This is a genomic window from Cupriavidus sp. CPT47-8839-RL05A (assembly GCF_058792255.1).
Map to the genome: position 1 here is coordinate 68,801 of NZ_JBYTEG010000012.1, position 24,016 is coordinate 92,816.

A 24,016-nucleotide genomic window follows, 5' to 3' on the forward strand; every position below is an offset into this window, starting at 1 on the left:
ATAGATGCCACCTTTTCTGCCATGAGGAGTCCGAGATGCATCACGTGGCCCTTGCCCTCTATCCCGGCTTCCAGGCACTGAACCTCGCTGTCTCGACGGTGCTGGAGTTCGCCAACCGCTCGCTTGGAGAGCCGCTGTACAAGGTCCACCTGTTGTCCGAGCATGGCGGACCCGTGTTGAGCTCCGGTGGCTTTTCCGTCAATACCGAGCCGTTTGGCAAGCGCCGCTTCGATACCGTGCTGGTGGTGGGAGACAACGACGTGCTGCCCACGCCGCCCGCGCTGGTGAAGTTCCTGCAACGAGCGGCGCGGACGTCGCGGCGCATCGGTGCCACCTGCACCGGTGCCTTCAACCTGGCGGAGGCCGGGGTGCTGGATGGCCGCCGCGCCACCACGCACTGGTATTACGCGGAGCAGTTGCGGCGGCGCTTCCCGAACGTCGGCGTGGAAGAGGACCGCATCTTCATCATCGATGGCCCGGTCTGGACCTCGGCCGGGATGTCGGCCTGCATCGACCTGGCGCTGGCGCTAGTGGAGAAGGACGCGGGCGCTGCGGTTGCGCGCGATGTGGCGAAGTTGCTGGTCGTGTATCACCGGCGCGCCGGCGGGCAGTCACAGTTCTCGGCACTGCTGGACCTGGAACCGCGCTCGGACCGCATTCGTGCCGCGCTGGATTTCGCGCGGCAGAACCTGCAACAGGAACTCTCGGTAGAACAACTGGCGGATGCGGCGCACCTGAGCCCGCGGCAGTTCGCGCGCGCATTCCGTGACGAGACCGGGCAGACCCCCGCCAAGGCAGTGGAGCACCTGCGCGTGGAGGCGGCCAGGCTGATGATGGAAAGCGGCCGCCATGCCATCGATGTGGTGGCGCGGGATACCGGCTTCGGCGATCGCGAGCGCATGCGGCGTGCCTTCCTGCGGGCCTTCGGCCAACCGCCGCAGGCGATCCGGCGCATGGCGCGCGGCGACGAATTGCAGACTGCGTAGGGGCGGCCGTGGCGGTACAGAGGCATGCAAGCTGGCCGGACATCCGACTTGTTACCCCAGGTACCAATTCCTGTTCCGCGCCATACCTTTATCCCAGGCCGGCGCGCACATAGAGTTGGTCGCATGACCCCCACCTGATTGGAGCCAGCATGTCTGTGCAAGAACGACTCGCAGCGCGCGGCCTGGTGCTGCCGCAGCCCCCGCAGCCCCTCGGCAGCTATACCGCGGTCAGCCAGGCCGGCGACCTGCTGTTCATCTCCGGGCAGTTGCCCTTGCAGGATGGCAAGGTGGTCTGGCAAGGCCAGGTCGGCAAGGACCTGGATGTCGGGCAGGGCAAGCGTGCCGCCGAGCTGGCGGCGCTCAACGTGCTGGCGCAGATCGATGCCTATCTGGGTGGCTTCGAGCGCCTGGACCACATCGTCCGCGTCGACGGGCACATTTCCAGCGCGCCCGGCTGGTACGGGCAGCCGGCGGTCCTCGATGGGGCCTCCGACCTGTTTGGCGAGGTGCTGGCAGAGAAGGCCGGCCACGCGCGAACCATTTCCTCGCACTTCCAGCAGCCGGCGAATGCGGCCGTGATCCTTGTGGTCATCGCCCAGATCCGGTCTGCATAAGCGCAGCGTGAGCCGTTACGCCGAGAATTTCTCGACCAGGAAGTCGACGAAGGCCCGTACCCGGCGCGAGACGTGGCGCGCGGACGGGTATAGCAGCACAAAGGGGCGCGTACTGCCGCCATAGTCCTTCAGCACCTCCACCAGCGTGCCGTCGCGCAGGTCCTGTTCCACCACGAAGCGGTAAGTCTGGAACAGGCCCGCGCCGGCGCGCACCAGCGTGGCCCCGCCCAGGATGTCTTCTGACGCCGCATACGAGCCGGTGGTCACGACATCCGTGTCCTCGCCGTTGACCTGGAACGTCCATGGGATCCGCCGGCCGCTGCTCGGGCGCTCGAACTGGATGCACTCATGCCTGAGCAGGTCCTCCAATGACTGCGGCGTGCCGGCACGCCGCAGATAGCCAGGCGTTGCCACCACCACCAGCTCAGCGTCTTCCAGCTTGCGCGCGATCAGGTTCGAGTCGTCCGGCGCACGCCCGCGCACCGACAGGTCATAGGTGTCATCGGCGAAGTCCACGTTGCGGTTGCTGATGTGCACGTCGATCTCGACTTCCGGGTAGCGCTCGCGGAATGCCGGCAGCACCGGCAGCACGCGATAGTGCGCGTAAGGGGTCGGCAGGCTGATCCGCAAGCGCCCCGCGGGGGCAGCCTGCTGGCCGCTGATCTGCCGCTCCGCGTCCACCAGCTGCGCCAGTGCGCCGCGGCTCTGCTCGAAATACACCCGGCCTTCGTCGGTCAGGCGGATCTGCCGCGTGGTCCGCACGAACAGCCGCACCCCCAGGCGCTCTTCCAGCCTTTGCACAGTGCGGCTGACTGCGGGCGGCGTCACGCCCGCGGCCACTGCCGCCGCGGTGAAGCTGCCCAGTTCCGCGGCCAGGCAGAACAGCTCGATGCTGCCAAGCTGAAGGTCATCGAATTGCCGTTTCATGTCTTTGGCTTGCGACCACAGGCCGCACCGGATCAAGCGATGTATCCATCATATGTGCGCCACCGGCAGAAGTCGATGTCCGGGCCGTGGCTGGCGCCGAAGTGACCGCGAGGCTGCGCACGCCATTCCCGCCAGAGGATTCGTCCCGCTCTATTTATGCTTGTGGCGCAAGACTGTTTGTGCCGCCAGGGTCTTCGAATGCGCAAGCGGATTGCCTAGATTGGAACCCATCGGAGCCGCCGGCCCGATCGGCAAGCAAGCCGATTCCATCTACATCGAGGTTCAAGAAAATGAGCGCAGCACAGAAAGTCGTTGTCATCACGGGCGCATCGCAAGGCATTGGCGCTGAACTGGTCAAGGCGTTCCGGGAACGTGGCCATCGCGTTGTCGCCACGGCGCGCACCATCAAGCCGTCGGACGACCAGGACATCCTGGCAGTCGCCGGCGATATCGCCGATCCGTCCACGGCGCGCCGCGTCATCGCCGAAGCCGTGGCAAGGTTCGGGCGCATCGACACCCTGGTCAACAACGCCGGCATCTTCATCGCCAAGCCGTTCACCAGCTATACCGACGAGGACTACGCGGCCGCCACCGGCATCAACCTGACGGGCTTCTTCCATATCACGCAGCTGGCCATCGCCGAAATGGAGAAGCACCGCAGCGGCCACGTGGTCAGCATCACCACCAGCCTGGTCGACCATGCGATCAGCGGGGTGCCGTCGGTGCTGGCCTCGCTGACCAAGGGGGGCCTGAACGCCGCGACCAAGTCGCTGGCCATCGAGTACGCCAGGACCGGCATCCGCGCGAATGCTGTCTCGCCCGGCATCATCAAGTCGCCGATGCATCCGCCCGAAACCCATGCGGGGCTGGGCGCCCTGCACCCGGTGGGTCATATGGGCGAGATGCGCGATATCGTCGATGCTGTCCTGTATCTCGACAACGCGCCGTTCGTCACCGGCGAGATCCTGCATGTAGACGGCGGCCAGAGCGCAGGGCATTGAGCGGACACCCCCGCGGCGCGCGCCGGCGCACCGCGGGTGGTTCCCGACGGCGCGATGGGGGAATACCCGTCGCGCCGTATTGCGTTAATCTTTCGGTGCCCGGCGCCGCGCCTGGCGGTTTTCAATCAATCTGCCAAGGTGACGCCGATGGACGCACACACCGACCACATCCTGATCGTCGATGACGACCGCGAAATTCGCGAACTGGTCTCAACCTACCTCACCAAGAACGGCTTGCGCGTTACCGTGGTGCCAGACGGGCGGCATATGCGCTCGTTCCTGGACGTCAACAGCGTCGACCTGATCGTGCTCGATGTGATGATGCCGGGCGACGATGGCCTGGTGCTGTGCCGAGAACTGCGGGTGGGCAAGCACAAGGCCACCCCGGTACTGATGCTGACCGCGCGCAGCGACGAGACCGACCGCATCGTCGGCCTGGAAATGGGCGCAGACGACTATCTTGCCAAGCCTTTCGCCGCACGCGAGCTGCTTGCCCGCATCAAGGCGGTGCTGCGGCGCACCCGGATGCTGCCGCCCAACCTGCAGATCACCGAGGCCGGGCAGCTGCTTGCATTTGGCGACTGGCAGCTGGACACCACGGCGCGCCACCTGATCGACCAGGATGGCGTCATCGTTGCGCTGAGCGGCGCGGAATACCGGCTGCTGCGCGTCTTTGTCGACCATCCGCAGCGCGTGCTTAACCGCGACCAGCTGCTCAGCCTGACGCAGGGCCGCGAAGCGGAAATGTTCGAACGCTCGATCGACCTGCTGGTCAGCCGCTTGCGCCAGCACCTCAGGGACGATGCGCGCGAGCCCCGCTACATCAAGACCGTGCGCAGCGAGGGCTATGTCTTCTCGACGCCCGTTGAGATCCGGGAGGCACGGCAGTGAATCTCCGTGCCTTGCCCTGGCCCCGTACGATGGGCTCGCGGCTGTTCCTGATCCTGCTGGCCGGCCTTATCGTCGCCCATGGCCTGTCGTTCGGCGTACTGTTTGCCGAGCGCTACATCACCGCGCGCCAGGTCATGCTCGGCACCCTGGAGACCGACGTCTCCACCTCGATCGCGATCCTGGACCGCCTGCCCGCGGCGGAGCGCCCGCAGTGGCTGCGACACGTGAACCGCGGCAATTACCAGTACATCCTGGGGCCGGGCCTGCCAGGCGTGCCGGAGATGTCGGCGCAGGCCACGGAAGTTGCCGACCGGATCATGGAAGCGAGCGGCGGCCGCTTCCCGGTCAGGGTCGAGTCCATCCCCGGCCAGGGCAAGCGCATGCAGGCCCACCTGACCCTCAGCGATGGCAGCCCGCTGACCATCGACGTGTATCCGAAGCCGACCCCGGTCGCGCAATGGCTGCCTTATGTGCTGCTGATCCAGTTGCTGCTGCTGGTGCTGTGCTGCTGGCTTGCCGTGCGCCTGGCGATCCGCCCGCTGGTGGCGCTGGCCAATGCCGCCGACGCGCTCGACCCGAATGCCAGGACCCAGCCGCTGGGCGAGACCGGGCCCACCGAACTGGTACGCGCCGCGCGCGCATTCAATGCCATGCGCGAGCGCATTGGCCGCTTTGTCGAGGAGCGCGTGCAGATCCTGGCCGCGATCTCGCACGACCTGCAGACGCCGATCACGCGGATGAAGCTGCGCGCCGAAATGACCGAAGACTCTGAAGACAAGCGCAAGCTGGTGGACGACCTCAACGAGATCGAGACGCTGGTGAAGGAGGGGCTGGCCTACGCGCGCGCCACGCATGGCGATGGCGAGACGCCGTCGCGGATCGACATCGGGTCGTTCGTCGAGAGCCTGGTCTACGACTACCAGGACACCGGCAAGGCCGTCACCATCCTGCAGCGTGCCGGCGGCACCCTCGAGACCCGCCCGCACGCCTTGCGCCGCATCCTGACCAACCTGACCGACAACGCGCTCAAGTTCGGCGGCGCGGCGGAGCTGAGCGTGCAGCGTGAGGAAGGCGGCGCGGTGATCATCAGCGTGCTCGACCGCGGGCCCGGCATCCCGGCAGAGCAGCTCGAGTCTGTGCTGCAGCCGTTTGTCCGGCTCGAGGCATCGCGCAACCGGGAGACCGGCGGCACCGGCCTGGGCCTGGCGATTGCCCACCAGCTTGCGCTGGCGATCGGCGGCTCGCTGACGCTGCGCAATCGCGAGGGCGGTGGCCTGGAGGCGCGGCTCAGGGTGGGTTGAGCCGCCGCCCGCCACATTACCAGCCGCCCCCCAGCGCACGGAACGTTGCCACTGCCGCGCGCGCATTGTCGGCGCCCACACGTGCCTGCTGGTCGCGCGCGGCCAGCAGCAGGCGGTCTTCCTCCAGCACTTCGAACAGGCTGACCGCGCCGCCCTTGTAGGCGTCCTCGGCGGCGCCGCGCGAGCGCGCGTGGGCAGCCACTTCCACGGTCAGCTCCTTGCCCTGCAACTCCAGCTGGGTCAGCGTAATGATCGCGTTCTCCACGTCCTCGGTGGCGCGCAGCATGGCCTTGCGATAGGTGGCCAGGGCTTCGGCGTTGGCGCCCTTGGCCTGCGCCACTTCGGCGTCCACCCGGCCGAAGTCGAACAGCCGCCAGCGCAGTCCCGCGATCGCGGCGGGCTGGAAGGCGGACCCGGTGAACAGCTTGCCGGCGGAGAGGCTCTCGAAGCCGAGCAGCGCTGACAGCGACAGCTTCGGGTAGTACTCGGCAGTGGCCACGCCGATGCGGGCACTGGATGCCGCCAGCCGGCGCTCCGCGGCAATCACGTCCGGGCGGCGTTGCAGCAGGTTGGCCGGACCTTGCGCCACGGTGATCTGCGGCACGGCGGTGCGTTCGGTCGGCGTCAGGAGTTCGGCGGCATAGGTGCCTGGATGCGCGCCCATCAGTACATCGAGGCGGTTCAGTTGTGTCTCCAGCTCGATCTGCAGCGGCGGGATGGTCACGCGGGTCTGTGCCAGCTGTGCTTCCGCCTGGGACCGTTCCCGCTCCGCGCCGATGCCATCAGCCAGGCGCAGCTGAACCAGCTCGAGCAGCTTGGCATTGGTCCGCACCTGCTGTTGCGCGATGGCGATGCGCTGCTGCGCGCCGCGCACGCGGAAATAGGCATCTGCCGCTTCGGCGGCCACCAGCACGCGCACGCCCATGTGCTCGGCTTCCGCGGCCTGGGCCTCCGCGCTGGCGGCCTCGGCACCGCGCCGCAGGCCGCCGGCCACGTCGATCTCCCAGCTTGCCCCCACGCCTGCGCTGTACACCGTCTTGTTGCGGTCAAAGCCCGGCGCGTTCTTGCCGAGGCTGCCCAAGGGTCCTTCCAGCGACTGGCGCCGCCTGGCCACGCTGCCGGACAACGATGCCTGCGGCAGCAGTTCGGCGCCGGCGTGGCTGGCCGCGGCGCGCGCCTGGTCGACCCGCGCAATGGCCGCCGCCAGGTCGAGGTTCTGCTCCAGCGCGCGCTGGATGACGCGCGTCAGCGCGGGATCGTCAAAGGCCAGCCACCAGCTGTCCAGTGACGGCGCCGGCTGCGTGGCCTCGCGGGCGTCCAGCGCCGCTGCGTGCGGATAGGCCGCGGGCATGTCCGAGGCCGGCGTTTGGTACTCGGGGCCGACCGCGCAGGCCACCAGGGTGGCCGCGGCGCTGGCCGCAAGCAGGGTGGGCAGGAGGCGTGCGATACCGGCGCGGGTGCGTCGGAGCGGGGGATGGAATCGACTTTGGGGCATGACGGACACCTTTCAACAGCGACGGATAAAGCACAAGCCAAAAACTAACTTGCATGATGATAGTTACTACTCTAGACTAACTTTCAAATTGATAGCAACCCCATTTTCGGAGGAAGCCCGTCATGCAGAGAAAGCCGCTTGCTAAAACCCCGTGCCCCGTCGCTCGCACGCTGGCCCGCGTCGCCGACAGCTGGAGCGTCCTGATCCTGCGCGAAGCGTTCTACGGTGTGACGCGCTTTGACGAGTTCCAGCACAACCTGGGCATCGCGCCCAACATGCTGACCCGCCGCCTGAACTCGCTGGTGGAGGAGGGCATGCTGGTGCGGCGCCCGTACTGCGACCGCCCGCCGCGCTCGGAGTACGTCCTGACCGAGCGCGGCAACGACTTCCGCCCGGTCTTGCTGGCCATGCTGGCCTGGGGCAACAAGCATCTCGCGCCCGAAGGCGAAAGCGTGCAGCTGGCCAACCGGCTTACCGGCGAGCGTGTCGAGCCGGTACTGGTCGATGCCGCCAGCGGCCGCCCTGTCACCGACCCCGATTTCCACATCGCTCCCGGCCCGGCGGCTACCGACGGCCTGCGGCGACGGCTGAACCGCTCGGCCGAGGCCTGACCCGAACTCTCCCGAACCCTCCACCTATTCCGCCTCGCAGGCGGGGTAAGCCTTGAAAGCAGAAAGGAAGTGCCATGAGCAGTAATACGCTGACTGATCGGGCGGGTACCGAACCCGTTCCCGCTTCGAAATCCAAGGCCAGCCCCAGGCGGCTGCTGGCGACCGGCGCGCTGGTTGTCGCCGGACTGGCCGCGATCGGCTACGGCTACCACTGGTGGACAACGGCTCGCCACCTGCAGAGTACCGATGACGCCTATGTCGGCGGCGATGTCACGGTGATCGGCGCCAAGGTCGGTGGCTACATCGCGGAAGTCACGGTGACGGACAACCAGACGGTCCACGCGGGCGACGTGCTGGTGCGTATCGACGACCGCGACTACCGCGCCGCACTGGCCAAGGCGGAAGGCGCCGTGGCCGCGCAACAGGCACTGCTGGCAAACCTGGATGCCACCGCGCGCCTGCAGGAGGCGGTCATCGCCCAGGCCAGGGCTGGCATCTCGGCTACTATTGCAGACACCGTACGGGCGCGCGACGACCAGGTGCGCTACGCCAGCCTGGTGGCGAAGGCGGCTGTCTCCATCCAGAGCTCGCAGAAGGCTGACTCGGACTACAAGCAGGCCCAGGCCAATGGCGAGAAGGCGCGTGCCTCGCTGCTGGCCGCGCAGCGCCAGCTGGACGTGATCGGCACGCAGAAGCAGCAGGCGCAGGCGTCATTGGCGCAGGCGATTGCCGAGCGCGACATCGCCAAGCTGAACCTTGGCTATACGGAACTGCGCGCGCCCGTGGACGGCACCGTGGGCAACCGGCGCGCCCGCGTCGGCGCCTTTGCCGGTGCCGGCAGTCAGTTGCTGTCCATCGTGCCGGCCAGCGGGCTGTGGGTGGACGCGAACTTCAAGGAAGGGCAACTGGCGCACATGCGCCCCGGCATGCCGGTCGAAATTGAAGCCGATGTGCTGCCGGGGCGGGTCTTCCATGGCCACGTTGCCAGCCTGGCGCCCGCCACCGGTGCGCAGTTCAGCGTGCTGCCGCCGGAGAATGCCACCGGCAACTTCACCAAGATCGTCCAGCGCGTGCCGGTGCGGATCCGCCTGGACGAGCAGGACGCCCGGCTTGGCGTCCTGCGCCCGGGCCTGTCGGTGATCGCCCAGGTCAACACGCAGCCAGGCAAGCAGGTGCAGTGATGACCACGGCCACCCAGACCACCGCTGCGTCCGCCGTGGCGGCGATGCCGGACGAGATGTCCACCGCCGCCAAGGTGTTCGCCTTCAGCACGATGTGCGTGGGCATGTTCATCGCCTTACTGGATATCCAGATCGTATCCGCCTCGTTGCGCGATATCGGCGGCGCGCTCTCGGCCGGCGCCGATGAAACCGTCTGGGTGCAGACCAGCTACCTGATCGCCGAGATCATCGTCATTCCCTTGTCCGGCTGGCTGTCGCGCGTGATGTCGACGCGCTGGCTATTCGCCGCCTCCGCGGCGGGCTTCACGGTGGCCAGCCTGCTGTGCGGGGTGGCGTGGGACATCAACAGCATGATCGTGTTCCGGGCGCTGCAGGGTTTCCTGGGCGGCTCGATGATCCCGATGGTGTTCACCACGGCCTTTGCCTTCTTCGTCGGCCCCCAGCGCGTCATCGCCGCCGCCACGGTGGGCGGGCTGGCCTCGCTGGCGCCGACGCTGGGGCCCACCATCGGCGGCTGGATCACCGATCACTATTCCTGGCACTGGCTGTTCTTCATCAACCTGGTGCCGGGCATCTTCGTCACCATCGCCGTGCCGCTGCTGGTCAAGGTCGACCGGCCCAACTGGTCGCTGGTGCGCGGTGCCGATTACCTGGGCATGGTGCTGATGGCGCTGTTCCTGGGTTGCCTCGAATACACGCTGGAGGAAGGGCCGCGCTGGGACTGGTTCGGCGACGACGTGATCCTGGCCACCGCCTGGATCTCCGGCTTGTCGGGCGTGGCGTTCATCTGGCGCACGCTGACCTATGCCAACCCGCTGGTGGACCTGCGCGCGCTCAAGGACCGCAACTTCGCGCTTGGCTGCTTCTTCTCCTTTGTCACCGGCATCGGCATCTTTGCCACCATCTACCTGACGCCGCTGTTCCTGGGGCGCGTGCGCGGCTTCAGCGCGCTGGATATCGGGCTGGCGGTGTTTTCCACGGGCGTGTTCCAGATGGCGTCGATCCCGCTCTATGCCTTCCTGGCCAACCGGGTCGACCTGCGCTGGCTGATGATGATCGGCCTGGGGCTGTTCGCGGTGTCGATGTGGTACTTCGCCCCCATCACGCACGACTGGGGCGCGGCGCAACTGCTGCTGCCGCAGGCGCTGCGCGGCATGGCCCAGCAGTTCGCGGTGGCGCCCACGGTGACGCTGACCCTGGGCAGCCTGCCGCCGGAGCGGCTCAAGCTTGCGTCCGGGCTGTTCAACCTGATGCGCAACCTGGGCGGAGCCATCGGCATCGCCGCCTGCGCGACCGCGCTCAACAACCGCGGCAACATGCACTTCCTGCGCGAGGCAGAGCACCTGAACATCCGCAATGAAGCCATGGGCAACCTGTTGCAAGGGATCAGCGACCAGTTCGTCGCGGCCGGGCACGATGCCCTCGATGCGCAGACCGCGGCCCTCAGGCAATTGTGGGGGCTGGCCTGGCGCGAGGCGCAGACCCAGACCTTTGGCGACATCTTCCTGCTGATCCTGGTCTGCTTCGCGATCGCCACCGCCATGGTGCCGCTGATGCGCAAGGTTGGAGCGCCGAAGGGTCCGTCGGCAGACGCGCATTGATGAAGGAACGACCATGAATATCAGTCTGTGCAAGCGGTTCCTGTCTGTCGCGCTGATCGCGGGGAGCGTCACGGTGGCGTATGCGGGGGAGCGCCCGCGCGACAACGGTGTGGCGTGCGCTCGTGCAGCGAATGCTTATTGCAATCTTCCAGATAAGGGCTATAGGCCAATGCCGCAAGGCGTGCCGCAGGGAGAGTCCGATTGACTGGTGTGCCAGTCCTCAACCGGGCTGCTTTGTATCTACGTATGTCGCCATCACGGATCCATACACAGCAATACAAATCCCCCTGAAATCCGACACATGCCGCTTGCCATGGCCTCCTAGACTCGTGCTCACATTGATCACGCAAACAGGAGAAGAAGATGTCGAAGACAGTCGATTTACCCCGTCGAGGCTTTCTGGGTGCAGCGGCAGCGACGCTGGCCACCGCGCCGTTCGGGCTGCCGCAGGCCGCCCGCGCGCAAAACGGTGTGTCGAAGGCGCCGGCGCTGCCCTTGACCACGCCGGGCACCCATGCCAGCTTCGCGCCGATCAAGCACGTCAATGCCGGCGTGCTCAATATCGGCTACGCCGAGGCCGGCCCTGCCACAGGGCCGGTCGCGCTGCTGCTGCACGGCTGGCCCTACGATATCCACAGCTTTGTCGACGTGGCACCGCTGCTGGCGGCCCGCGGCTATCGGGTGGTCATTCCCCACCTGCGTGGCTTTGGCTCGACGTCCTTCCTGTCTGCCGACACCATGCGCAACGGCCAGCCCGTGGCAATCGCCGCCGACATGATCGCGCTGATGGACGCGCTGAATATCCGCAACGCCGTCGTGGCCGGTTTTGACTGGGGCGCGCGCACCGCCGACATCATGGCGGCGATCTGGCCGGACCGCTGCAGGGGGCTGGTCTCGGTCAGCGGCTACCTGATCGGCAGCCAGGCAGCCGGCAAGCAGCCGCTACCGCCTGAGGCCGAGCTCCAGTGGTGGTACCAGTTCTATTTCTCCACCGATCGGGGCCGCGCCGGCTACCAGAAGTACACGCACCAGTTCGCCAGGCTGATCTGGAAACTGGCATCGCCGCAATGGCAGTTCGATGATGCGACGTTCAACCGCAGCGCCGCCGCCTTCGACAATCCCGACCACGTGGAAATCACCATCCACAACTATCGCTGGCGGCAGGGGTTGGCCAGCGGCGAGGCCAGGTTCGACGACTTCGAGAAGCGGCTCGCTACGGCGCCAGCCATCGGCGTGCCCACCATCACCATGGAAGGCGATGCCAACGGCGCGCCGCACCCCGAGCCCAGCGCCTATGCCAGCAAGTTCACGGGCCGCTACGAGCACCGGGACCTGACCGGGGGGATCGGCCACAACCCGCCGCAGGAAGCGCCCACAGCGTTTGCGCAGGCGGTGCTCGACGTTGACAGGCGCTGACGAAAGCGGGGGCGCAATGCGCAGATTGCTGATACTGGCTGCCATGACGCTGTCGGCGCTGGCATCGGAGCTGGGCGGCGCAGGCCATCGGTGCGCATGGTCGGGCATGCCCCGGACCATGCGCCCGGAGAAGCGGGCACGAAACAGGGGCGGCTCGGGCGCTGAGGGCTACACCGGCGCATGATAATATTCGCATGCGAACGAAAATCCCCCCCTTTATGGCGCACCAGACATGGAACATCGCCTCGTCTACCTGTTGAACGTGGGCCAGCGGCGCCTGCAGCGCTGGTCACAAACGCGCACTGCCGCGGGTGGCGTGACACCAGCCCAGGCCGGACTGCTTTTCTTCCTGGGCAGCAACGATGGCGCGCTGACGAGCGAGGCTGCCGCGGCGCTGGGCCTGGGCGCGCCTGGGATGAGCGGCCTGGCCGACCGGACCGAAAGGGCCGGCCTGATCGAGCGCCGGCCGGACGAGAACGATGGCCGTGCCTCGCGCCTGTGGCTGACGGAGGCAGGGCGCCTGGCGCGCCAGCGTTCCAAGGCGAGCATGAAGGCATTGAATGCCAGGCTGACCGAAGGTTTCACCGCCGCCGAGATCGACGTGGTGGCGCGCTGGCTGACCAGCCTGCAGACAAAGTTTCCGGCCGCGGACGAGGGCGAGGTGTAGCCTGGCAGCGGCCGGAAAGCGAGGCAGTCGACTTACTGCCCGGCAACCCTGGTGAAGTCAGGTTTGCGTTTTTCGGCGAAGGCGGAGAATGCTTCCCGGGCTTCCGCACTGGCCAGCCGCTCCTCGAACCTGGCGCTTTCGCTGTTCATCTGCGAAACCAGTTTTTCCGCATCGCGCATGAGCTGTTTCATTGCGCTCAGGGAGCCCGCCGGCCTGGCGGCAATCTTCTCGGCCATCCGGCGCGCATCCGTGCGCAGCTGGTCATTGGCGCAAATCTTGTTCGCAATGCCCCATGCCACGGCGGTTTGCGCATCAAGCGGCTCGCCCAGCGCGAACATCTCGAAGGCCCTGGCGTGTCCGATCCGCAGCGGGAGCAGGTAACTCGACGCCGCTTCGGGAACCAGGGCGAGATTGACGAAAGGCGTGATCAGTTGCGCATCCTGGCCGAGTACGACGTAATCACAATGCAGCAGCATGGTGGTCCCGACGCCGACGGCCTTGCCATTGACCGCGGCGACAATCGGTACGGTCGAATTGGCAAGGGCGCGCAGGAAGCGATGCACGTGACGTTCGCTGGGGCCATTTCCCGAGGCGATCGCCGCGAATTCGCCGAGATCATTGCCGGCGGTAAAGCTGTCTCCGTCCCCCTGCAACAGCAATACCCGGATAAGCCGGTCCTGCTGTGCCTGCTCGATAGTGTCGGCAAGCGCGCCGTACATCTCGTTCGTCAAGGCGTTCTTCTTGTCCGTCCGGGCAAGCGTAAGGGTCAGCACGCCGCCGGTGAGGTCAACGCGGATTTCCGGGGTCATTGGTCGGTCTCCAGGTGAGAGTTGCACGCCTGCCGTGCAGGCTTCGCGATTAAGTTCGCATACGAAGTATATAGATGGTTCGCGTGCGAAGTAAACGATGGAGGCCGGGCAGCGTGCGGAATCAGCACCTGGGCCAGCGTCCTCCACACAGACGGTGCGGGCAGACGCGTGCTTGCGGTGCTGATAGGCGCGGAATACAGCACAAGCGGAAAGCGAACTTGCATGATGATAGTGACTGCTCTAGACTGACTTTCAAATCGATAGCAAGTAGGTTTTTCGAGGGAGCCAATCATGCAGAGGAAGCCACTTGGTGAAACGCCGTGTCCGATCGCACGCACCGCGGCCCGCGTTGCCGACAGCTGGAGCGTATTGATCCTGCGCGAAGCCTTTTACGGCGTGACCCGGTTCGACGAGTTCCAGCAAAACCTGGATATCGCACCCAATATGCTCACCCGTCGCCTGAACTCGCTTGTCGAAGAAGGCATGCTGGAGCGTCGCCAGTACTGTGACCGCCCGCCCCGCTCCGAGTACATCCTGACCGAGCGCGGGCGCGATTTCCGCCAGGTGCTGCTGGCGATGCTGGCCTGGGGCAACAAGCATCTCGCGCCTGAAGGCGAAAGCGTGCAGTTGGCCAACCGGCGCACCGGCGTGCGCGTGGAGCCTGTGCTGGTCGACGCCGCCAACGGGCGCCCGGTCACCGATGCCGACTATCACCTTGCGCCCGGCCCGGCTGCCAGCGACCGCGTGCGCCAGCGGCTGACCCGCTCGGCCGAAGCCTGAGACGGATTTCCCGCATGGCCAATTCTTGTTGCAACTTTCAAGGCCCGGCCACCGGGCGGCGGCTGATCTCGGCGCCGCGGCGATACGGGCAACCGTGGCGCGGGCGGGAATCGATCCAGGCGAGGTCGGCAGCGTGGTGTTCGGAAACGTGATCCAGGCCGGCAACCGCATGAACCCGGCCCGGCAGGCTGCCATCGGGGCAGGGCTGCCGGTTTCGGTTCCGGCGATGACCGTCAACCGTGTCTGCGGCTCGGGAGCGCAGGCGATCGCCACGGCCGCCGACGAGGTGCGGCTCGGTTATGTCGACATCGCTGTCGCCGGCGGCATGGAGAACATGGACCGTGCGCCATATCTGATGCCGTCCGGCCGCTGGGGGCAGCGCATGGGCGATTCCGTCCTGTACGACAGCATGCTGCACGACGGCCTGTTCGACGCCTTCTCCGGTGAGCACTCCGGATGGCATACCGAGGACCTTGTCGCCCGCTACGCCCTGACCCGCGAGGCCCAGGATCGCTGGGCCGAGCGTTCGCAGCGGAATTTCGCGCTGGCGCAGGCGAACGGGCGATTCACCGGCCAGATTGCCGGGGTGGCGACCAAAGGGAAGGGCGGTACGGCCATGTTCGACGTGGATGAAGCCAACCGCCCTGATACCAGCCTCGATACGCTCGGCCGGCTCAAGCCGGCTTTTCGACCGGACGGCACGATTACCGCCGGCAATGCGCCCGGGCTCAACAGCGGCGCAGCGGCCATGATCGTGGCCGAACGTTCGGTGGCTGAAGCCAGGGGGCTGGAGCCGATGGGACGATTGGCCGCTTATGGTGTCGGGGCCGTGGAGCCCGGCATGTTCGGGCTGGGTCCGGTCCCGGCGGTGCGGCAGGCGCTGCAACGCGCCGGCTGGGAGCTGGGCGACATTGAACGCATCGAGATCAATGAAGCATTTGCCGCGGTGCCGCTGGCCGTCGCGGCCGAGCTCGGATTGCCGCACGACATCATAAACGTCGACGGTGGCGCCATTGCCCACGGCCATCCGATCGGTGCGACCGGCGCCGTGCTGACGACGCGGCTGCTGCATGCCATGCGGGCCGACGGCATACGGCGCGGCATCGTCACGCTGTGCATCGGCGGCGGACAAGGGATTGCGCTGGCGCTCGAGGCGCTGGCCTGATCCGTCTGTTCTCGTGACGGGCGTGCATGGATCGGAAAGATCAGCGCAAACTATCTGGAGAAGAAATGAGCATTCAATACATTGAGGACCTCGCGCCGGGCCAGAAATACGGTTCGGGGCGGCTGACCGTCGAGCCAGAACGGATCAAGGCCTTTGCTGCCGAGTTCGACCCGCAGCCTTTCCACCTCGATGAAGCCGCTGCACGCGACACCCTATTTCGTGGACTGGCGGCGAGCGGTTGGCATACCGCCGCGCTGACGATGCGCCTGCTGGTCGACGGCGAATTCCGGCCCGCAGGCGGCATTGTCGGCGCGGGCTTCGAGGAACTGCGCTGGCCAAAACCGGTACGCCCCGGCGATGAACTGCATATCGAGAGCGAGATACTGGAAGTGCGGATTTCGAAATCGCGCCCCGACCAGGGCATCGTGAAGGTGCGTACCACAACCTTCAACCAGGCCGGCGAGCCAGTGCAGGTTTTCACCGGCAACCTGATCGTCCGGCGGCGCCCCGCAGCCGCCGCGCAGGCAGATGCGTCATGAAGATTCTTGTACTCGGTGCGGAGGGGGGCATGGGCGGGATGCCAGTTTGCGCCGCGGCGATCGGGCATAGCCGCGGCGCAGGCGGGTGACCGCATTGCCCGGCCAGCTTGAGGCTCTTGGCAATGCGGGTCAGCTTGGCGTGTTCGTTGCTCAGGAAGGCTTGCGCCTGGGCCATTGTCATCGGCTCGATCGCGCGCTGGAGATTGACGGCGCGCCGGATACGGCTTTCCGGGCTGACCCGCCCACGCATTCATGGCCTCCACCACCCGTGCCGTCATGGCATCCGGTGTCTGTCGGATCAAGTGGCGGCCGTGGGCGTGTTCACGCCGCTGTCGTTCAAATCCGCGGGCGTCATCTCGTTCGCATCGGCAGGCATCCTGATCCGGTACCAGATGGCATACATCGCTGGCAGGAACACCAGCGTCAGCACCGTGCCGGCAAAGGTGCCGCCGATCAGCGTGTAAGCCAGCGTCCCCCAGAACACTGAATGCGTCAACGGTATAAAGGCCAGGATAGCCGCCAGCGCGGTCAGGATCACTGGCCGGGCACGTTGTACCGTGGCTTCGACGACAGCGTCGAACGGCGCCAGTCCCGCGCGCTTGTTCTGGTGGATCTGCCCGATCAGAATCAGCGTGTTGCGCATCAGGATGCCGGACAGTGCGATCAAACCGACCAGGGCGTTGATGCCGAATGGCTGCCGGAACAGCAGCAAGGTCGGGACTACGCCGATCAGTCCCAGCGGGCTGGTGGCGAGCACCATGACCATGGCCGAGATCGATCGCACTTGCAGGATGATGATCAGCAAGGTCAACGCAAGCATGATCGGGAACAGTGGCAGCAAGGCCTTGGTGGCCTTGTCGGATTCCTCGGTGGCGCCGGCCTGCTCGATCCGGTAGCCGGCCGGCAGCCTGGCGATGACCGGTTGCAGTTGCTGCAGGACGGCCGCGGACACGTCGGGTGGCTGCAGCCCCTCGGCGATGTCGCCGCGCACCGTAATGGCAGGCGTTCGGTCGCGCCGGCGCAGGATCGGGTCTTCCATGCGCACATCGACGGTGCCTACCTGCGAGAGCGGAATGCGCTGTCCTGCCGCACCGGTCAACGTGAAGCCGGAGATCTTCTCCGGGTCCAGGCGTATGTCTCCCGCGGCGCGTGCCAGGACCTGCACCGAGCGAATGTCCTCGCGGACTTCGGTGACCGGCAGGCCGTTGAGGAGAAGCTGCAATTGCTGGGCGACGCCGCTGGAAGTCAGGCCGACGGCCTGCAGCCGATCCTGCTGCAGCGTAAAGTGCAAGGCGGGCGCGCGCGGTCCCCAGTCGGTATTGACGGTTCTCATCAGTGGGCTGGTGTCCATCACCCGGCGCACGTCCGCCGCAATGGCACGCAGCTTGTCCGGGTCCGGCCCGGCGACGCGGAATGCCACGGGGAAGGGCGAGTATGGGCCGAATACCAGTTGGTTGACGCGCACCCTGGCCTCTGGCGCGAGTCCGGCGGCGACCGCCTGGCGCAGCCTGAGCTTCAGCGCCTCGCGTTCGTCCTGGTTCTCAGTCCGCACCACGATCTTTGCGAAGGAGGGATCCGGCAGCTCGGGGGACATGGCGAGATAAAACCGGGGCGCACCCTGACCGATGTAGGCCGTCACGATCTTCGCCTCTGCCTGCCTGGCGAGCCACGCTTCCACCTTGGACGTTGCCGCGCTGGTCTGGGCGATGGACGTGCCATAAGGCATCTGGACTTCGACCAGCACCTCGGGCCGGTCGGAAGTCGGGAAGAATTGCTTTTTCACCAAGCCCATGCCCAGCACGGACACCACAAAGCTGCCCACCACGACGGCGGCCACGATCCATTTGCGCTGGATGACGCGCCCTAGCAGACGTCGGAAGCGGTTGTAGTTCAAGGTGCCATAGATGGCATCGTGGCCGCCTTCGGCCTTGCCGATCTCAGGCAGCAGCTTGACGCCCAGGTAAGGCGTGAAGGCGACGGCGACGATCCAGGACACGACCAGTGCAATGCCCACGATCCAGAACATGTTGCTGGTGTATTCGCCGGCGGTGGAACGCGCAAAACCGTTGGGCATGAAGCCCACCGCCGTCACCAGGGTGCCGGACAGCATCGGCGCGGCAGTGTGACTCCAGGCATAGGCGGAGGCGGCAACGCGGCCGTAGCCTTCCTCCATCTTGACCACCATCATCTCGATCGCGATGATGGCGTCGTCCACCAGCAGGCCCAGCGCAAGGATCAGCGCGCCCAGGGTAATGCGGTCAAAGTTCTTGCCAGTGGCCGCCATGACGACGAACACTGCGGCCAGCGTCAGCGGCACAGCCGCTGCAACGACGATACCGACGCGCCAGCCCATGCTCAGGAAACACACCGCCAGCACCACGAGCAGGGCGACAAAGAACTTGACCATGAACTCATCGACCGATGCGCTGATGTTGACGGACTGGTCGGTCACTTTGGTCAGGCTCATGCCCAGCGGCAACGCTTCATTGATTGCTGACACTTCCGCATCCAGCGCCTTGCCCAGGTCCAGGCCGTTCCAGCCGTCGCGCATCACGATGCCCAGCAGCAGTGCGGGTTCGCCGTTGTTGCGGATCAGGAAGGTCGCCGGATCCTCATAGCCGCGTTCAACCGTGGCGACATCCGAAAGCTTGAGGGTCCGGCCCTGCGCCACCACTGGCGTGTCCCGGATCTTCTGCAGTTTGTCGAAGGCGCCGTCGAGGCGAATGAAAACCCGGGGACCCGAGGTGTCGATCGAGCCGGCCGGCGTGAGGGCGTTCTGGCTGTTCAGCGCGGTGAAGATGTCCTGCGGCGAGATACCCAACGTGGCCAGGCGATCATGGGAAAAGGAAACGAAAATGCGTTCGGACTGTTCCCCGATGATGTTCACTTTCTTCACGCCCGCTACGTGCAGAAGTCTCTGCCGCAGTGTTTCGGCGTCGCGTACCAGCACCCGATGTGGCTCGCCTTTTGCCTTCAACGCAAACAGGGCGAAGGTTACGTCCGAATACTCGTCATTGACGATCGGGCCGATGACGCCGGCAGGCAAGCTGCCCGACTCGTCCAGAATCTTCTTGCGCGCCTGATAGAACTCCTCCTGGACCTCCGACGGCGGTGTGCTGTCGAGCAGGGTCACTGTGGTGAACGCCAGGCCAGGCCGCGTGTAGGTTTCGGTGCGGTCATACCAGCGCAGTTCCTGCATGCGCTTTTCCAGTCTTTCCGCCACCTGGTCCTGCATCTCCTGCGCCGTCGCTCCCGGCCAGGCCGTGATGACCGTCATGGTTTTCACCGTGAAGGCGGGATCTTCCGCCCGGCCCAGCTGGAAGAAGGCGATAACGCCGGCCAGCGACACCAGGACGATCAGGAACAGCGTGACAGATCGTTCACGGACAGCGAGTGCCGAAAGGTTGAACCCACTCATTGCTGCACTCCACGAGCAGGAATCGGACTGGCTCCGGTTCCGCTTGCCGCGATGCGAACCTGCTCGCCGTCGCGCAGAAGATGGGCGCCGAGGGCAACGATCCGGTCCCCGACCCTGAGTTCACCTGCGACACGCGCGGCGTCGTCATCCAAACCGCGGACCTTCACCGGGCGCCAGGTGACGCGATTGGATCTCTCGTCCAGCACCCACACGCCAGGGCCTTTGCCCGGGTCGAAGAGGGCACCGATCGGCACCTGCAGGTCGACTTGCTTCGACGGGCGGATTTCCGGAATCCGGAGGGTAACGGTCGCGCCGAGCGGGGCCTCGGCCAGCGTGCCTTCGAGCACGTACCTTGCTTCATAGGTGCGGGTCAGCCGGTCCGCCGAGTCGGAAAGCTGCCGGAGTTTCGCCGGCACGGTCAATGTGTCATTGCCGTATAGCGTCGCCTGGCTTACGGAGCCCACGGGGGGGCGGAGCGTTTCCGGCAGGTGAACGATGGCTTCGCGGCGGCCGGCATGCGCCACGCGTACCACGACCTGGCCGGCGTTGACGACTTGGCCGGCATCGGCCAGCGTCTCGACGACTACGCCGTCGGCGTCGGCGAGCAAAACCGCGTAGCCAGTTGCATTGCGCGCCACATCGGCCTGGGCTTCCGCTGCGTTGAGCTGTGCCCTGGCCGACTCCGCCGCGGCCTTGATCTGGTCATAGGACGAGGCCGATACGGCGCCGGACCCGACCAGGTCGCGATACCGGGCCTCATCCTCCGCGGTTTGCCTGGCCCGCGCCCGCGCGGCGACGACGGCCTCCTGCTGGGCGTGCGCCGCCAGCTTGAGGTCGTTCGGGTCGATGCGCATGAGCGGCTGGCCGCGCTTGACGGTCTGGCCGGTATCGACCAGCCGCTCCAGCACTTTGCCAGAGACACGAAAGCCCAGATCGCCCTGGACCCGGGCGGCAACGGTCCCCGTGAATGAACGTGTCGTGGCGGCCGGGTCCTGAACGGTCCCGATTTTGACCAGCGGCGGCTGGCTGCGCGGATCGGGAGGCGCCGTATCGCCGCAAGCGGCTAATACAAGCGGCAACACGCACGCGGCGGCGGATGAGGCAAAGCGGCGCTGAAGCATAAGGTCCTCTCAAGCGAGACTGGACCTGGATTATTGTTCTTGTGACCAATTTAGTCAATGGTCACAATCAAATCCGCTAGCGATGTGCACCACCTTAAGGAGCAAGGCTGCGCAGTATCAGGCTGGAAAGCTGGACGTGGGCCTCCGCAGCGAGATCGAGGTTGTGCTGTAGCAGCAGCGGATCGATGTAAGGGCGCATGACGAGATAGATGCCCTTGGCGGTCTCATCCAGTGGCGTCTTGCGCTCAAACTCCCCGGACTTGCGTCCTTCCAGAACAATCCGCATTACCACTTGCTTGATGTGGTCCTCATAGGTGAGAACAGGCTGCCACCGCTCCTGGGCTGCCGCCGAAGCAATGGCGTAGAGTTTGCGGTCCTGGAAGAAAAGACGGGCGCTGGCCTCCATCAGGGCCTTGAACAGGCGCCGCAATCGTTCCGACGCGGTCGGGACGTCTGCAATCGCCGCATCAACCTCGGCCGTGATGGCGCACAGGCAGTTCGCGCAGATCACTTCTCCGATCGCCTGCTTGGAATCGAAGAACTTGTAGATGTAAGCCTTGGAAAAGCCGATCGCCTTGGCCAGGTCGGAAACTGTCGTCTTCTCATAGCCATACAGGCTGAAGTGCTCGGTCGCCGCCGCCACGATCTGGGAGCGGACATTGTGGTCGACAGGGCCTCGGGACGGCAGGGCGGTGGGTGTGGTTTCGGTCATGCAGCGAGCTTAGCGCTCCAGATGGCTGTTGACAACCAGTGACCATTTTATAATATAGTCACACATTCCTGTTCGCCCTGGCTTCCGTGAACCCCATGCTTACCCATCGCTTTCTTGCCCTGCTGTTGAGTGTCGGCGTATTGACGGGTTGCGCCGTCGGCCCCGACTACAGACAACCGGGCGCCCCGCTCCCCGACCGCTACCTGGGCCAGTCCGGCGTTGAACAAAGGCAAGCGTCATCCGCTGCCGAGCTCGTCACGTGGTGGGAAGGGTTTGGCGATCCGCTGCTGACCCGGCTGGTGTCATTGGCATTGGATCAGAACCTGGACCTGGCGCAAGCGTCGGCGCGCGTCACCCAGGCACGCGCGGGGCTCGGCGTGGCCAATGCGGCCTTGCTTCCTTCGGGCAGCGCCAGTGCGCAGGCGGCCAGAAACTATCAGTCGATCGAGACGCCCCTCGGGAAGCTGCTCGATGCAACGCCCGGCTTTGACAGATATGGCAACAGCTACGAGGCCAATCTCGGCGCAGCCTGGGAACTGGATGTATTCGGTGGACTGCGCCGTGGGCGGGAAGCCGCCCTGGCGGAGTACCAGGCATCGACTGCGGGCGCGACCGCGACGCGTCTCGCTGTGGCCGCCCAAACTGCGGATCTCTATATCACCGTGCGCGGACTGCAGTCCCGCATTGCCATCGCCAGGCAGCAAGTGGAGACCCAGCAGAAGCTGCTTTCGACGGTGAGCCTGCTTTACAGCAAAGGGCTTGCCGCCGAACTGGAGGTACGACAGGCCGAAGGCGCGCTCGCTCAGGTCCGCGCGACCGTCCCGGTGCTGGAGACAGGCCTCGATGCAGCATTGAATGCGCTGGACGTAATGCTTGGTGTTCCGCCCGGCACGTATCGTGCCGAACTGGCCGGCCCTGAAGCGATTCCCGCCGCACCGCAGCTCGCCGGAACGGGCTCGCCGGCGGATCTGCTGCGACGCAGGCCCGATCTCATCGTCGCGGAGCGCCGGCTGGCGGCGGCGAACGCACGAATCGGTGTAGCCATTGCGGAGTACTACCCAAAATTCTCGCTCAGTGCCCTGTTGGGCAGCGCCACAACCGTAGCCAGCGGGAACCTCTTTTCCGCGGGCGCAAGCCAGGCAGCAGGCGTGCTGGGCCTGCGCTGGCGTCTGTTTGATTTCGGCCGCATCAATGCACAGATCGAACTGGCCCGAGGGCAGGAGGCAGAAGCGCTGGCGGCATACCGTCAGGCTGTGCTGCGCGCGACCGAGGATGTCGAAAATGCCTTCTCCGCGCTGATCAAGCGTGAAGATCAGGCAGGCACGCTGGCACAAGGCGAGACCTCGCTGACCCAGGCGCGCAATGCCTCATTTGCCGCCTACCAGAAAGGCGTGGTCCGCTTGATTGAGGTCTTGCATGCTGACGAGAGTCTTCTGCGGACGTCCGACGCCAGAGCGCAGGCACAGACAGAATCAGCGCGGGCCGCCGTGGCGGCGTTCAAGGCGCTCGGCGGGGGGTGGGAACCGGCAGCTGCCTTATAGGGCAATACCGCTCTAGTTGCCGGCTTTCTGGTAGTCGCGCACTGGCGTCAGAAACTCCAGCGTACGTGGTGCTTTCAGCAGATCGGCCAGCACCGCCTCATATTCGCGCCGGTAGGACGCTTTCAGGTGGTGGTCCCTGAAATGCTGCGCGCTGCAGGCCCAGTTCTCATAGAGAACAAGCGTGTCAGGATCTTCGAGCGAGCGGTGCAGATACGTGTTGATAAAGTCCGGCTCCTTCGACATCTGGTTGAGGACATCAAGGAGTTTTGACTCGAGCTCGGCGCGCCGCTCGGGCTTGCCCGGCAGATGGACGATAAAGGCAATGGATTGGTTCATGGTACTGCTCCAGGCAGGATGGGCCACCTCATGCGCGGACCGCGCTCACGCCGCGGCCCGCAAAGGCATTGACTTACAGTTGGCTCATGCCACCGTCGGCGATGATTTCGGTACCAACGATGAAGGCCGATTCCGGCGCCGACAGATGCAGCACCGTCGACGCAATCTCGGCCGGCTGGCCGAAGCGGCCCAGCGGGATCTGGCTCTGGATCTGCGCGGCGGTGGCCGACAGGGTGTCGGCTTCCAGGCCCAGCTTGCCATACAGCGGCGTCGTCACCGGCCCGGGGCTGACCACATTTACCCGGATGCCCGAGCTGACCAGCTCACCCGACAGGGTCCTGGCCAGCGAGATCAGTGCTGCCTTGCTGGCGGCATACACGGAAGACATCGGCATGCCGATGCGCGCATTGATCGAGCCGTTCAGCACGATCGACGTGCCCGGGTTCAGCAGCGGCAGCAGCGCCTGGATCTGGAAGTACGCGCCCTTCACGTTGGCGTTGAAGGTGGCGTCCCACAGTGCCTCGTCCACATCGGCAACGGCGGCAAACCTGGCAATGCCGGCGTTGATGAAGACGGCGTCCAGGCGGATGCCGGCGTCGGTCAGCTGGCGAGCCAGGTCACGCGCGGCCTGCACGGTGCCGGTTTCGTTGCGGATGGCGATGGCCTCGTTGCCGAGCGTGGCGCGGGCGACTTCCAGTGCCGCTGCGTCGCGGCCGGTGATGACCACGCGGGCCCCTTCCTGGGCGAATGCCTGGGCAGCCGCCAGGCCGATGCCGCTGTTGCCGCCAGTGACCAGAACGGTCTTGCCTTCGAAGCGATTCATGATGTCCTCCGGTTGGGAAAGTTGAACTTGAACAATCGCGTGACTGCAGTATGGGCGCTGGCCTCCGGTTTGCCATACGAT

Annotated in this window: 23 protein-coding genes; 15 read left to right on the plus strand and 8 right to left on the minus strand. The window is 65.8% G+C overall.

Annotation, left to right across the window (positions count from 1 at the left end):
• Positions 1 to 35: 35 nt before the first annotated feature.
• Complete coding sequence (locus AC3WVS_RS16385) at positions 36 to 986, plus strand: GlxA family transcriptional regulator (RefSeq protein WP_492319507.1); 951 nt, start codon at positions 36 to 38, stop codon at positions 984 to 986.
• A 149-nt stretch (positions 987 to 1,135) separates the two neighbouring features.
• The gene (locus tag AC3WVS_RS16390; protein ID WP_492319508.1) at positions 1,136 to 1,600 is read left to right on the plus strand and encodes a RidA family protein; all 465 of its coding nucleotides are present in this window, start codon (positions 1,136 to 1,138) and stop codon (positions 1,598 to 1,600) included.
• A 15-nt stretch (positions 1,601 to 1,615) separates the two neighbouring features.
• On the opposite strand, the gene AC3WVS_RS16395 is transcribed toward AC3WVS_RS16390, so the two are convergent.
• Positions 1,616 to 2,527 (minus strand): LysR family transcriptional regulator, encoded by a 912-nt coding sequence (locus tag AC3WVS_RS16395; protein WP_492319509.1) that lies wholly within the window; start codon positions 2,525 to 2,527, stop codon positions 1,616 to 1,618.
• Between the two features lie 290 nt (positions 2,528 to 2,817).
• Here AC3WVS_RS16395 and AC3WVS_RS16400 point away from each other — a divergent pair, with 290 nt between their 5' ends.
• The 3 genes from AC3WVS_RS16400 to AC3WVS_RS16410 all read left to right on the plus strand — a co-directional run bounded on the left by AC3WVS_RS16400 (position 2,818) and on the right by AC3WVS_RS16410 (position 5,720).
• Positions 2,818 to 3,528: an SDR family NAD(P)-dependent oxidoreductase gene (locus AC3WVS_RS16400; RefSeq protein ID WP_492319510.1), complete on the plus strand. Its 711-nt coding sequence runs from the start codon at positions 2,818 to 2,820 to the stop codon at positions 3,526 to 3,528.
• Positions 3,529 to 3,675: 147 nt separating this feature from the next.
• Entirely contained in the window at positions 3,676 to 4,419 is a 744-nt protein-coding gene (locus tag AC3WVS_RS16405) for a response regulator (protein ID WP_492319511.1), read from the plus strand.
• Entirely contained in the window at positions 4,416 to 5,720 is a 1,305-nt protein-coding gene (locus AC3WVS_RS16410) for a sensor histidine kinase (protein WP_492319512.1), read from the plus strand. The genes AC3WVS_RS16405 and AC3WVS_RS16410 overlap by 4 nt, the downstream gene beginning before the upstream one ends.
• Before the next feature lie 16 nt (positions 5,721 to 5,736).
• Here AC3WVS_RS16410 and AC3WVS_RS16415 read toward each other — a convergent pair whose 3' ends face one another.
• On the minus strand, positions 5,737 to 7,215 hold the full coding sequence (locus AC3WVS_RS16415; protein ID WP_492319513.1) for an efflux transporter outer membrane subunit: 1,479 nt from the start codon (positions 7,213 to 7,215) through the stop codon (positions 5,737 to 5,739).
• Between the two features lie 122 nt (positions 7,216 to 7,337).
• Here AC3WVS_RS16415 and AC3WVS_RS16420 point away from each other — a divergent pair, with 122 nt between their 5' ends.
• The 6 genes from AC3WVS_RS16420 to AC3WVS_RS16445 all read left to right on the plus strand — a co-directional run bounded on the left by AC3WVS_RS16420 (position 7,338) and on the right by AC3WVS_RS16445 (position 12,691).
• Positions 7,338 to 7,826, plus strand: coding sequence for a winged helix-turn-helix transcriptional regulator (locus AC3WVS_RS16420; protein ID WP_492319514.1), 489 nt, complete (start codon positions 7,338 to 7,340; stop codon positions 7,824 to 7,826).
• 74 nt (positions 7,827 to 7,900) lie between these two features.
• A complete protein-coding gene (locus AC3WVS_RS16425; RefSeq protein ID WP_492319515.1) occupies positions 7,901 to 9,007 on the plus strand; it encodes an HlyD family secretion protein in 1,107 nt (368 codons plus the stop codon).
• Complete coding sequence (locus AC3WVS_RS16430) at positions 9,007 to 10,608, plus strand: DHA2 family efflux MFS transporter permease subunit (RefSeq protein WP_492319516.1); 1,602 nt, start codon at positions 9,007 to 9,009, stop codon at positions 10,606 to 10,608. Before AC3WVS_RS16425 ends, AC3WVS_RS16430 begins: the two co-directional genes overlap by 1 nt.
• Positions 10,609 to 10,621: 13 nt before the next feature.
• The gene (locus AC3WVS_RS16435) at positions 10,622 to 10,813 is read left to right on the plus strand and encodes a hypothetical protein (protein ID WP_492319517.1); all 192 of its coding nucleotides are present in this window, start codon (positions 10,622 to 10,624) and stop codon (positions 10,811 to 10,813) included.
• A gap of 158 nt (positions 10,814 to 10,971) precedes the next feature.
• Positions 10,972 to 12,024 carry an alpha/beta fold hydrolase gene (locus tag AC3WVS_RS16440; protein WP_492319518.1) on the plus strand — a complete coding sequence of 351 codons (1,053 nt, stop codon included), beginning with the start codon at positions 10,972 to 10,974 and terminating at the stop codon, positions 12,022 to 12,024.
• Between the two features lie 232 nt (positions 12,025 to 12,256).
• Entirely contained in the window at positions 12,257 to 12,691 is a 435-nt protein-coding gene (locus tag AC3WVS_RS16445) for a MarR family winged helix-turn-helix transcriptional regulator (protein WP_492319519.1), read from the plus strand.
• Positions 12,692 to 12,723: 32 nt separating this feature from the next.
• On the opposite strand, the gene AC3WVS_RS16450 is transcribed toward AC3WVS_RS16445, so the two are convergent.
• A complete protein-coding gene (locus AC3WVS_RS16450) occupies positions 12,724 to 13,500 on the minus strand; it encodes an enoyl-CoA hydratase (protein WP_492319520.1) in 777 nt (258 codons plus the stop codon).
• A gap of 291 nt (positions 13,501 to 13,791) precedes the next feature.
• Between AC3WVS_RS16450 and AC3WVS_RS16455 the strand changes: the two genes are divergently transcribed.
• The 3 genes from AC3WVS_RS16455 to AC3WVS_RS16465 all read left to right on the plus strand — a co-directional run bounded on the left by AC3WVS_RS16455 (position 13,792) and on the right by AC3WVS_RS16465 (position 15,984).
• Positions 13,792 to 14,280 (plus strand): winged helix-turn-helix transcriptional regulator, encoded by a 489-nt coding sequence (locus AC3WVS_RS16455; protein ID WP_492319521.1) that lies wholly within the window; start codon positions 13,792 to 13,794, stop codon positions 14,278 to 14,280.
• 25 nt (positions 14,281 to 14,305) lie between these two features.
• Positions 14,306 to 15,445, plus strand: coding sequence for a thiolase family protein (locus AC3WVS_RS16460; protein ID WP_492319522.1), 1,140 nt, complete (start codon positions 14,306 to 14,308; stop codon positions 15,443 to 15,445).
• 65 nt (positions 15,446 to 15,510) lie between these two features.
• Positions 15,511 to 15,984: a MaoC family dehydratase gene (locus AC3WVS_RS16465; RefSeq protein WP_492319523.1), complete on the plus strand. Its 474-nt coding sequence runs from the start codon at positions 15,511 to 15,513 to the stop codon at positions 15,982 to 15,984.
• Between the two features lie 298 nt (positions 15,985 to 16,282).
• Here the strand turns inward: AC3WVS_RS16465 and AC3WVS_RS16470 are convergent, their stop codons facing one another.
• The 3 genes from AC3WVS_RS16470 to AC3WVS_RS16480 all read right to left on the minus strand — a co-directional run bounded on the left by AC3WVS_RS16470 (position 16,283) and on the right by AC3WVS_RS16480 (position 21,235).
• The gene (locus AC3WVS_RS16470; RefSeq protein WP_492319524.1) at positions 16,283 to 19,402 is read right to left on the minus strand and encodes an efflux RND transporter permease subunit; all 3,120 of its coding nucleotides are present in this window, start codon (positions 19,400 to 19,402) and stop codon (positions 16,283 to 16,285) included.
• Positions 19,399 to 20,523, minus strand: coding sequence for an efflux RND transporter periplasmic adaptor subunit (locus tag AC3WVS_RS16475; RefSeq protein ID WP_492319525.1), 1,125 nt, complete (start codon positions 20,521 to 20,523; stop codon positions 19,399 to 19,401). The genes AC3WVS_RS16470 and AC3WVS_RS16475 overlap by 4 nt, the downstream gene beginning before the upstream one ends.
• Positions 20,524 to 20,617: 94 nt before the next feature.
• Positions 20,618 to 21,235, minus strand: coding sequence for a TetR/AcrR family transcriptional regulator (locus tag AC3WVS_RS16480; protein ID WP_492319526.1), 618 nt, complete (start codon positions 21,233 to 21,235; stop codon positions 20,618 to 20,620).
• Between the two features lie 95 nt (positions 21,236 to 21,330).
• Between AC3WVS_RS16480 and AC3WVS_RS16485 the strand changes: the two genes are divergently transcribed.
• Positions 21,331 to 22,776: an efflux transporter outer membrane subunit gene (locus AC3WVS_RS16485; RefSeq protein ID WP_492319527.1), complete on the plus strand. Its 1,446-nt coding sequence runs from the start codon at positions 21,331 to 21,333 to the stop codon at positions 22,774 to 22,776.
• Between the two features lie 12 nt (positions 22,777 to 22,788).
• On the opposite strand, the gene AC3WVS_RS16490 is transcribed toward AC3WVS_RS16485, so the two are convergent.
• Both AC3WVS_RS16490 and AC3WVS_RS16495 read right to left on the minus strand, forming a co-directional pair.
• Positions 22,789 to 23,112, minus strand: coding sequence for a putative quinol monooxygenase (locus AC3WVS_RS16490; RefSeq protein WP_492319528.1), 324 nt, complete (start codon positions 23,110 to 23,112; stop codon positions 22,789 to 22,791).
• 73 nt (positions 23,113 to 23,185) lie between these two features.
• Positions 23,186 to 23,935: an SDR family oxidoreductase gene (locus tag AC3WVS_RS16495; protein WP_492319529.1), complete on the minus strand. Its 750-nt coding sequence runs from the start codon at positions 23,933 to 23,935 to the stop codon at positions 23,186 to 23,188.
• Positions 23,936 to 24,016 lie beyond the last annotated feature (81 nt).

What these genes read in the sequence shown, in the direction of transcription:
- AC3WVS_RS16385 (WP_492319507.1), top strand. Translation starts at nt 36, where the DNA reads ATGCATCACGTGGCCCTTGCCCTCTATCCCGGCTTCCAGGCACTGAAC.
- AC3WVS_RS16390 (WP_492319508.1), top strand. Translation starts at nt 1,136, where the DNA reads ATGTCTGTGCAAGAACGACTCGCAGCGCGCGGCCTGGTGCTGCCGCAG.
- AC3WVS_RS16395 (WP_492319509.1), bottom strand. Translation starts at nt 2,527, where the DNA reads ATGAAACGGCAATTCGATGACCTTCAGCTTGGCAGCATCGAGCTGTTC.
- AC3WVS_RS16400 (WP_492319510.1), top strand. Translation starts at nt 2,818, where the DNA reads ATGAGCGCAGCACAGAAAGTCGTTGTCATCACGGGCGCATCGCAAGGC.
- AC3WVS_RS16405 (WP_492319511.1), top strand. Translation starts at nt 3,676, where the DNA reads ATGGACGCACACACCGACCACATCCTGATCGTCGATGACGACCGCGAA.
- AC3WVS_RS16415 (WP_492319513.1), bottom strand. Translation starts at nt 7,215, where the DNA reads ATGCCCCAAAGTCGATTCCATCCCCCGCTCCGACGCACCCGCGCCGGT.
- AC3WVS_RS16420 (WP_492319514.1), top strand. Translation starts at nt 7,338, where the DNA reads ATGCAGAGAAAGCCGCTTGCTAAAACCCCGTGCCCCGTCGCTCGCACG.
- AC3WVS_RS16425 (WP_492319515.1), top strand. Translation starts at nt 7,901, where the DNA reads ATGAGCAGTAATACGCTGACTGATCGGGCGGGTACCGAACCCGTTCCC.
- AC3WVS_RS16430 (WP_492319516.1), top strand. Translation starts at nt 9,007, where the DNA reads ATGACCACGGCCACCCAGACCACCGCTGCGTCCGCCGTGGCGGCGATG.
- AC3WVS_RS16435 (WP_492319517.1), top strand. Translation starts at nt 10,622, where the DNA reads ATGAATATCAGTCTGTGCAAGCGGTTCCTGTCTGTCGCGCTGATCGCG.
- AC3WVS_RS16440 (WP_492319518.1), top strand. Translation starts at nt 10,972, where the DNA reads ATGTCGAAGACAGTCGATTTACCCCGTCGAGGCTTTCTGGGTGCAGCG.
- AC3WVS_RS16445 (WP_492319519.1), top strand. Translation starts at nt 12,257, where the DNA reads ATGGAACATCGCCTCGTCTACCTGTTGAACGTGGGCCAGCGGCGCCTG.
- AC3WVS_RS16450 (WP_492319520.1), bottom strand. Translation starts at nt 13,500, where the DNA reads ATGACCCCGGAAATCCGCGTTGACCTCACCGGCGGCGTGCTGACCCTT.
- AC3WVS_RS16455 (WP_492319521.1), top strand. Translation starts at nt 13,792, where the DNA reads ATGCAGAGGAAGCCACTTGGTGAAACGCCGTGTCCGATCGCACGCACC.
- AC3WVS_RS16465 (WP_492319523.1), top strand. Translation starts at nt 15,511, where the DNA reads ATGAGCATTCAATACATTGAGGACCTCGCGCCGGGCCAGAAATACGGT.
- AC3WVS_RS16470 (WP_492319524.1), bottom strand. Translation starts at nt 19,402, where the DNA reads ATGAGTGGGTTCAACCTTTCGGCACTCGCTGTCCGTGAACGATCTGTC.
- AC3WVS_RS16475 (WP_492319525.1), bottom strand. Translation starts at nt 20,523, where the DNA reads ATGCTTCAGCGCCGCTTTGCCTCATCCGCCGCCGCGTGCGTGTTGCCG.
- AC3WVS_RS16480 (WP_492319526.1), bottom strand. Translation starts at nt 21,235, where the DNA reads ATGACCGAAACCACACCCACCGCCCTGCCGTCCCGAGGCCCTGTCGAC.
- AC3WVS_RS16485 (WP_492319527.1), top strand. Translation starts at nt 21,331, where the DNA reads ATGCTTACCCATCGCTTTCTTGCCCTGCTGTTGAGTGTCGGCGTATTG.
- AC3WVS_RS16490 (WP_492319528.1), bottom strand. Translation starts at nt 23,112, where the DNA reads ATGAACCAATCCATTGCCTTTATCGTCCATCTGCCGGGCAAGCCCGAG.
- AC3WVS_RS16495 (WP_492319529.1), bottom strand. Translation starts at nt 23,935, where the DNA reads ATGAATCGCTTCGAAGGCAAGACCGTTCTGGTCACTGGCGGCAACAGC.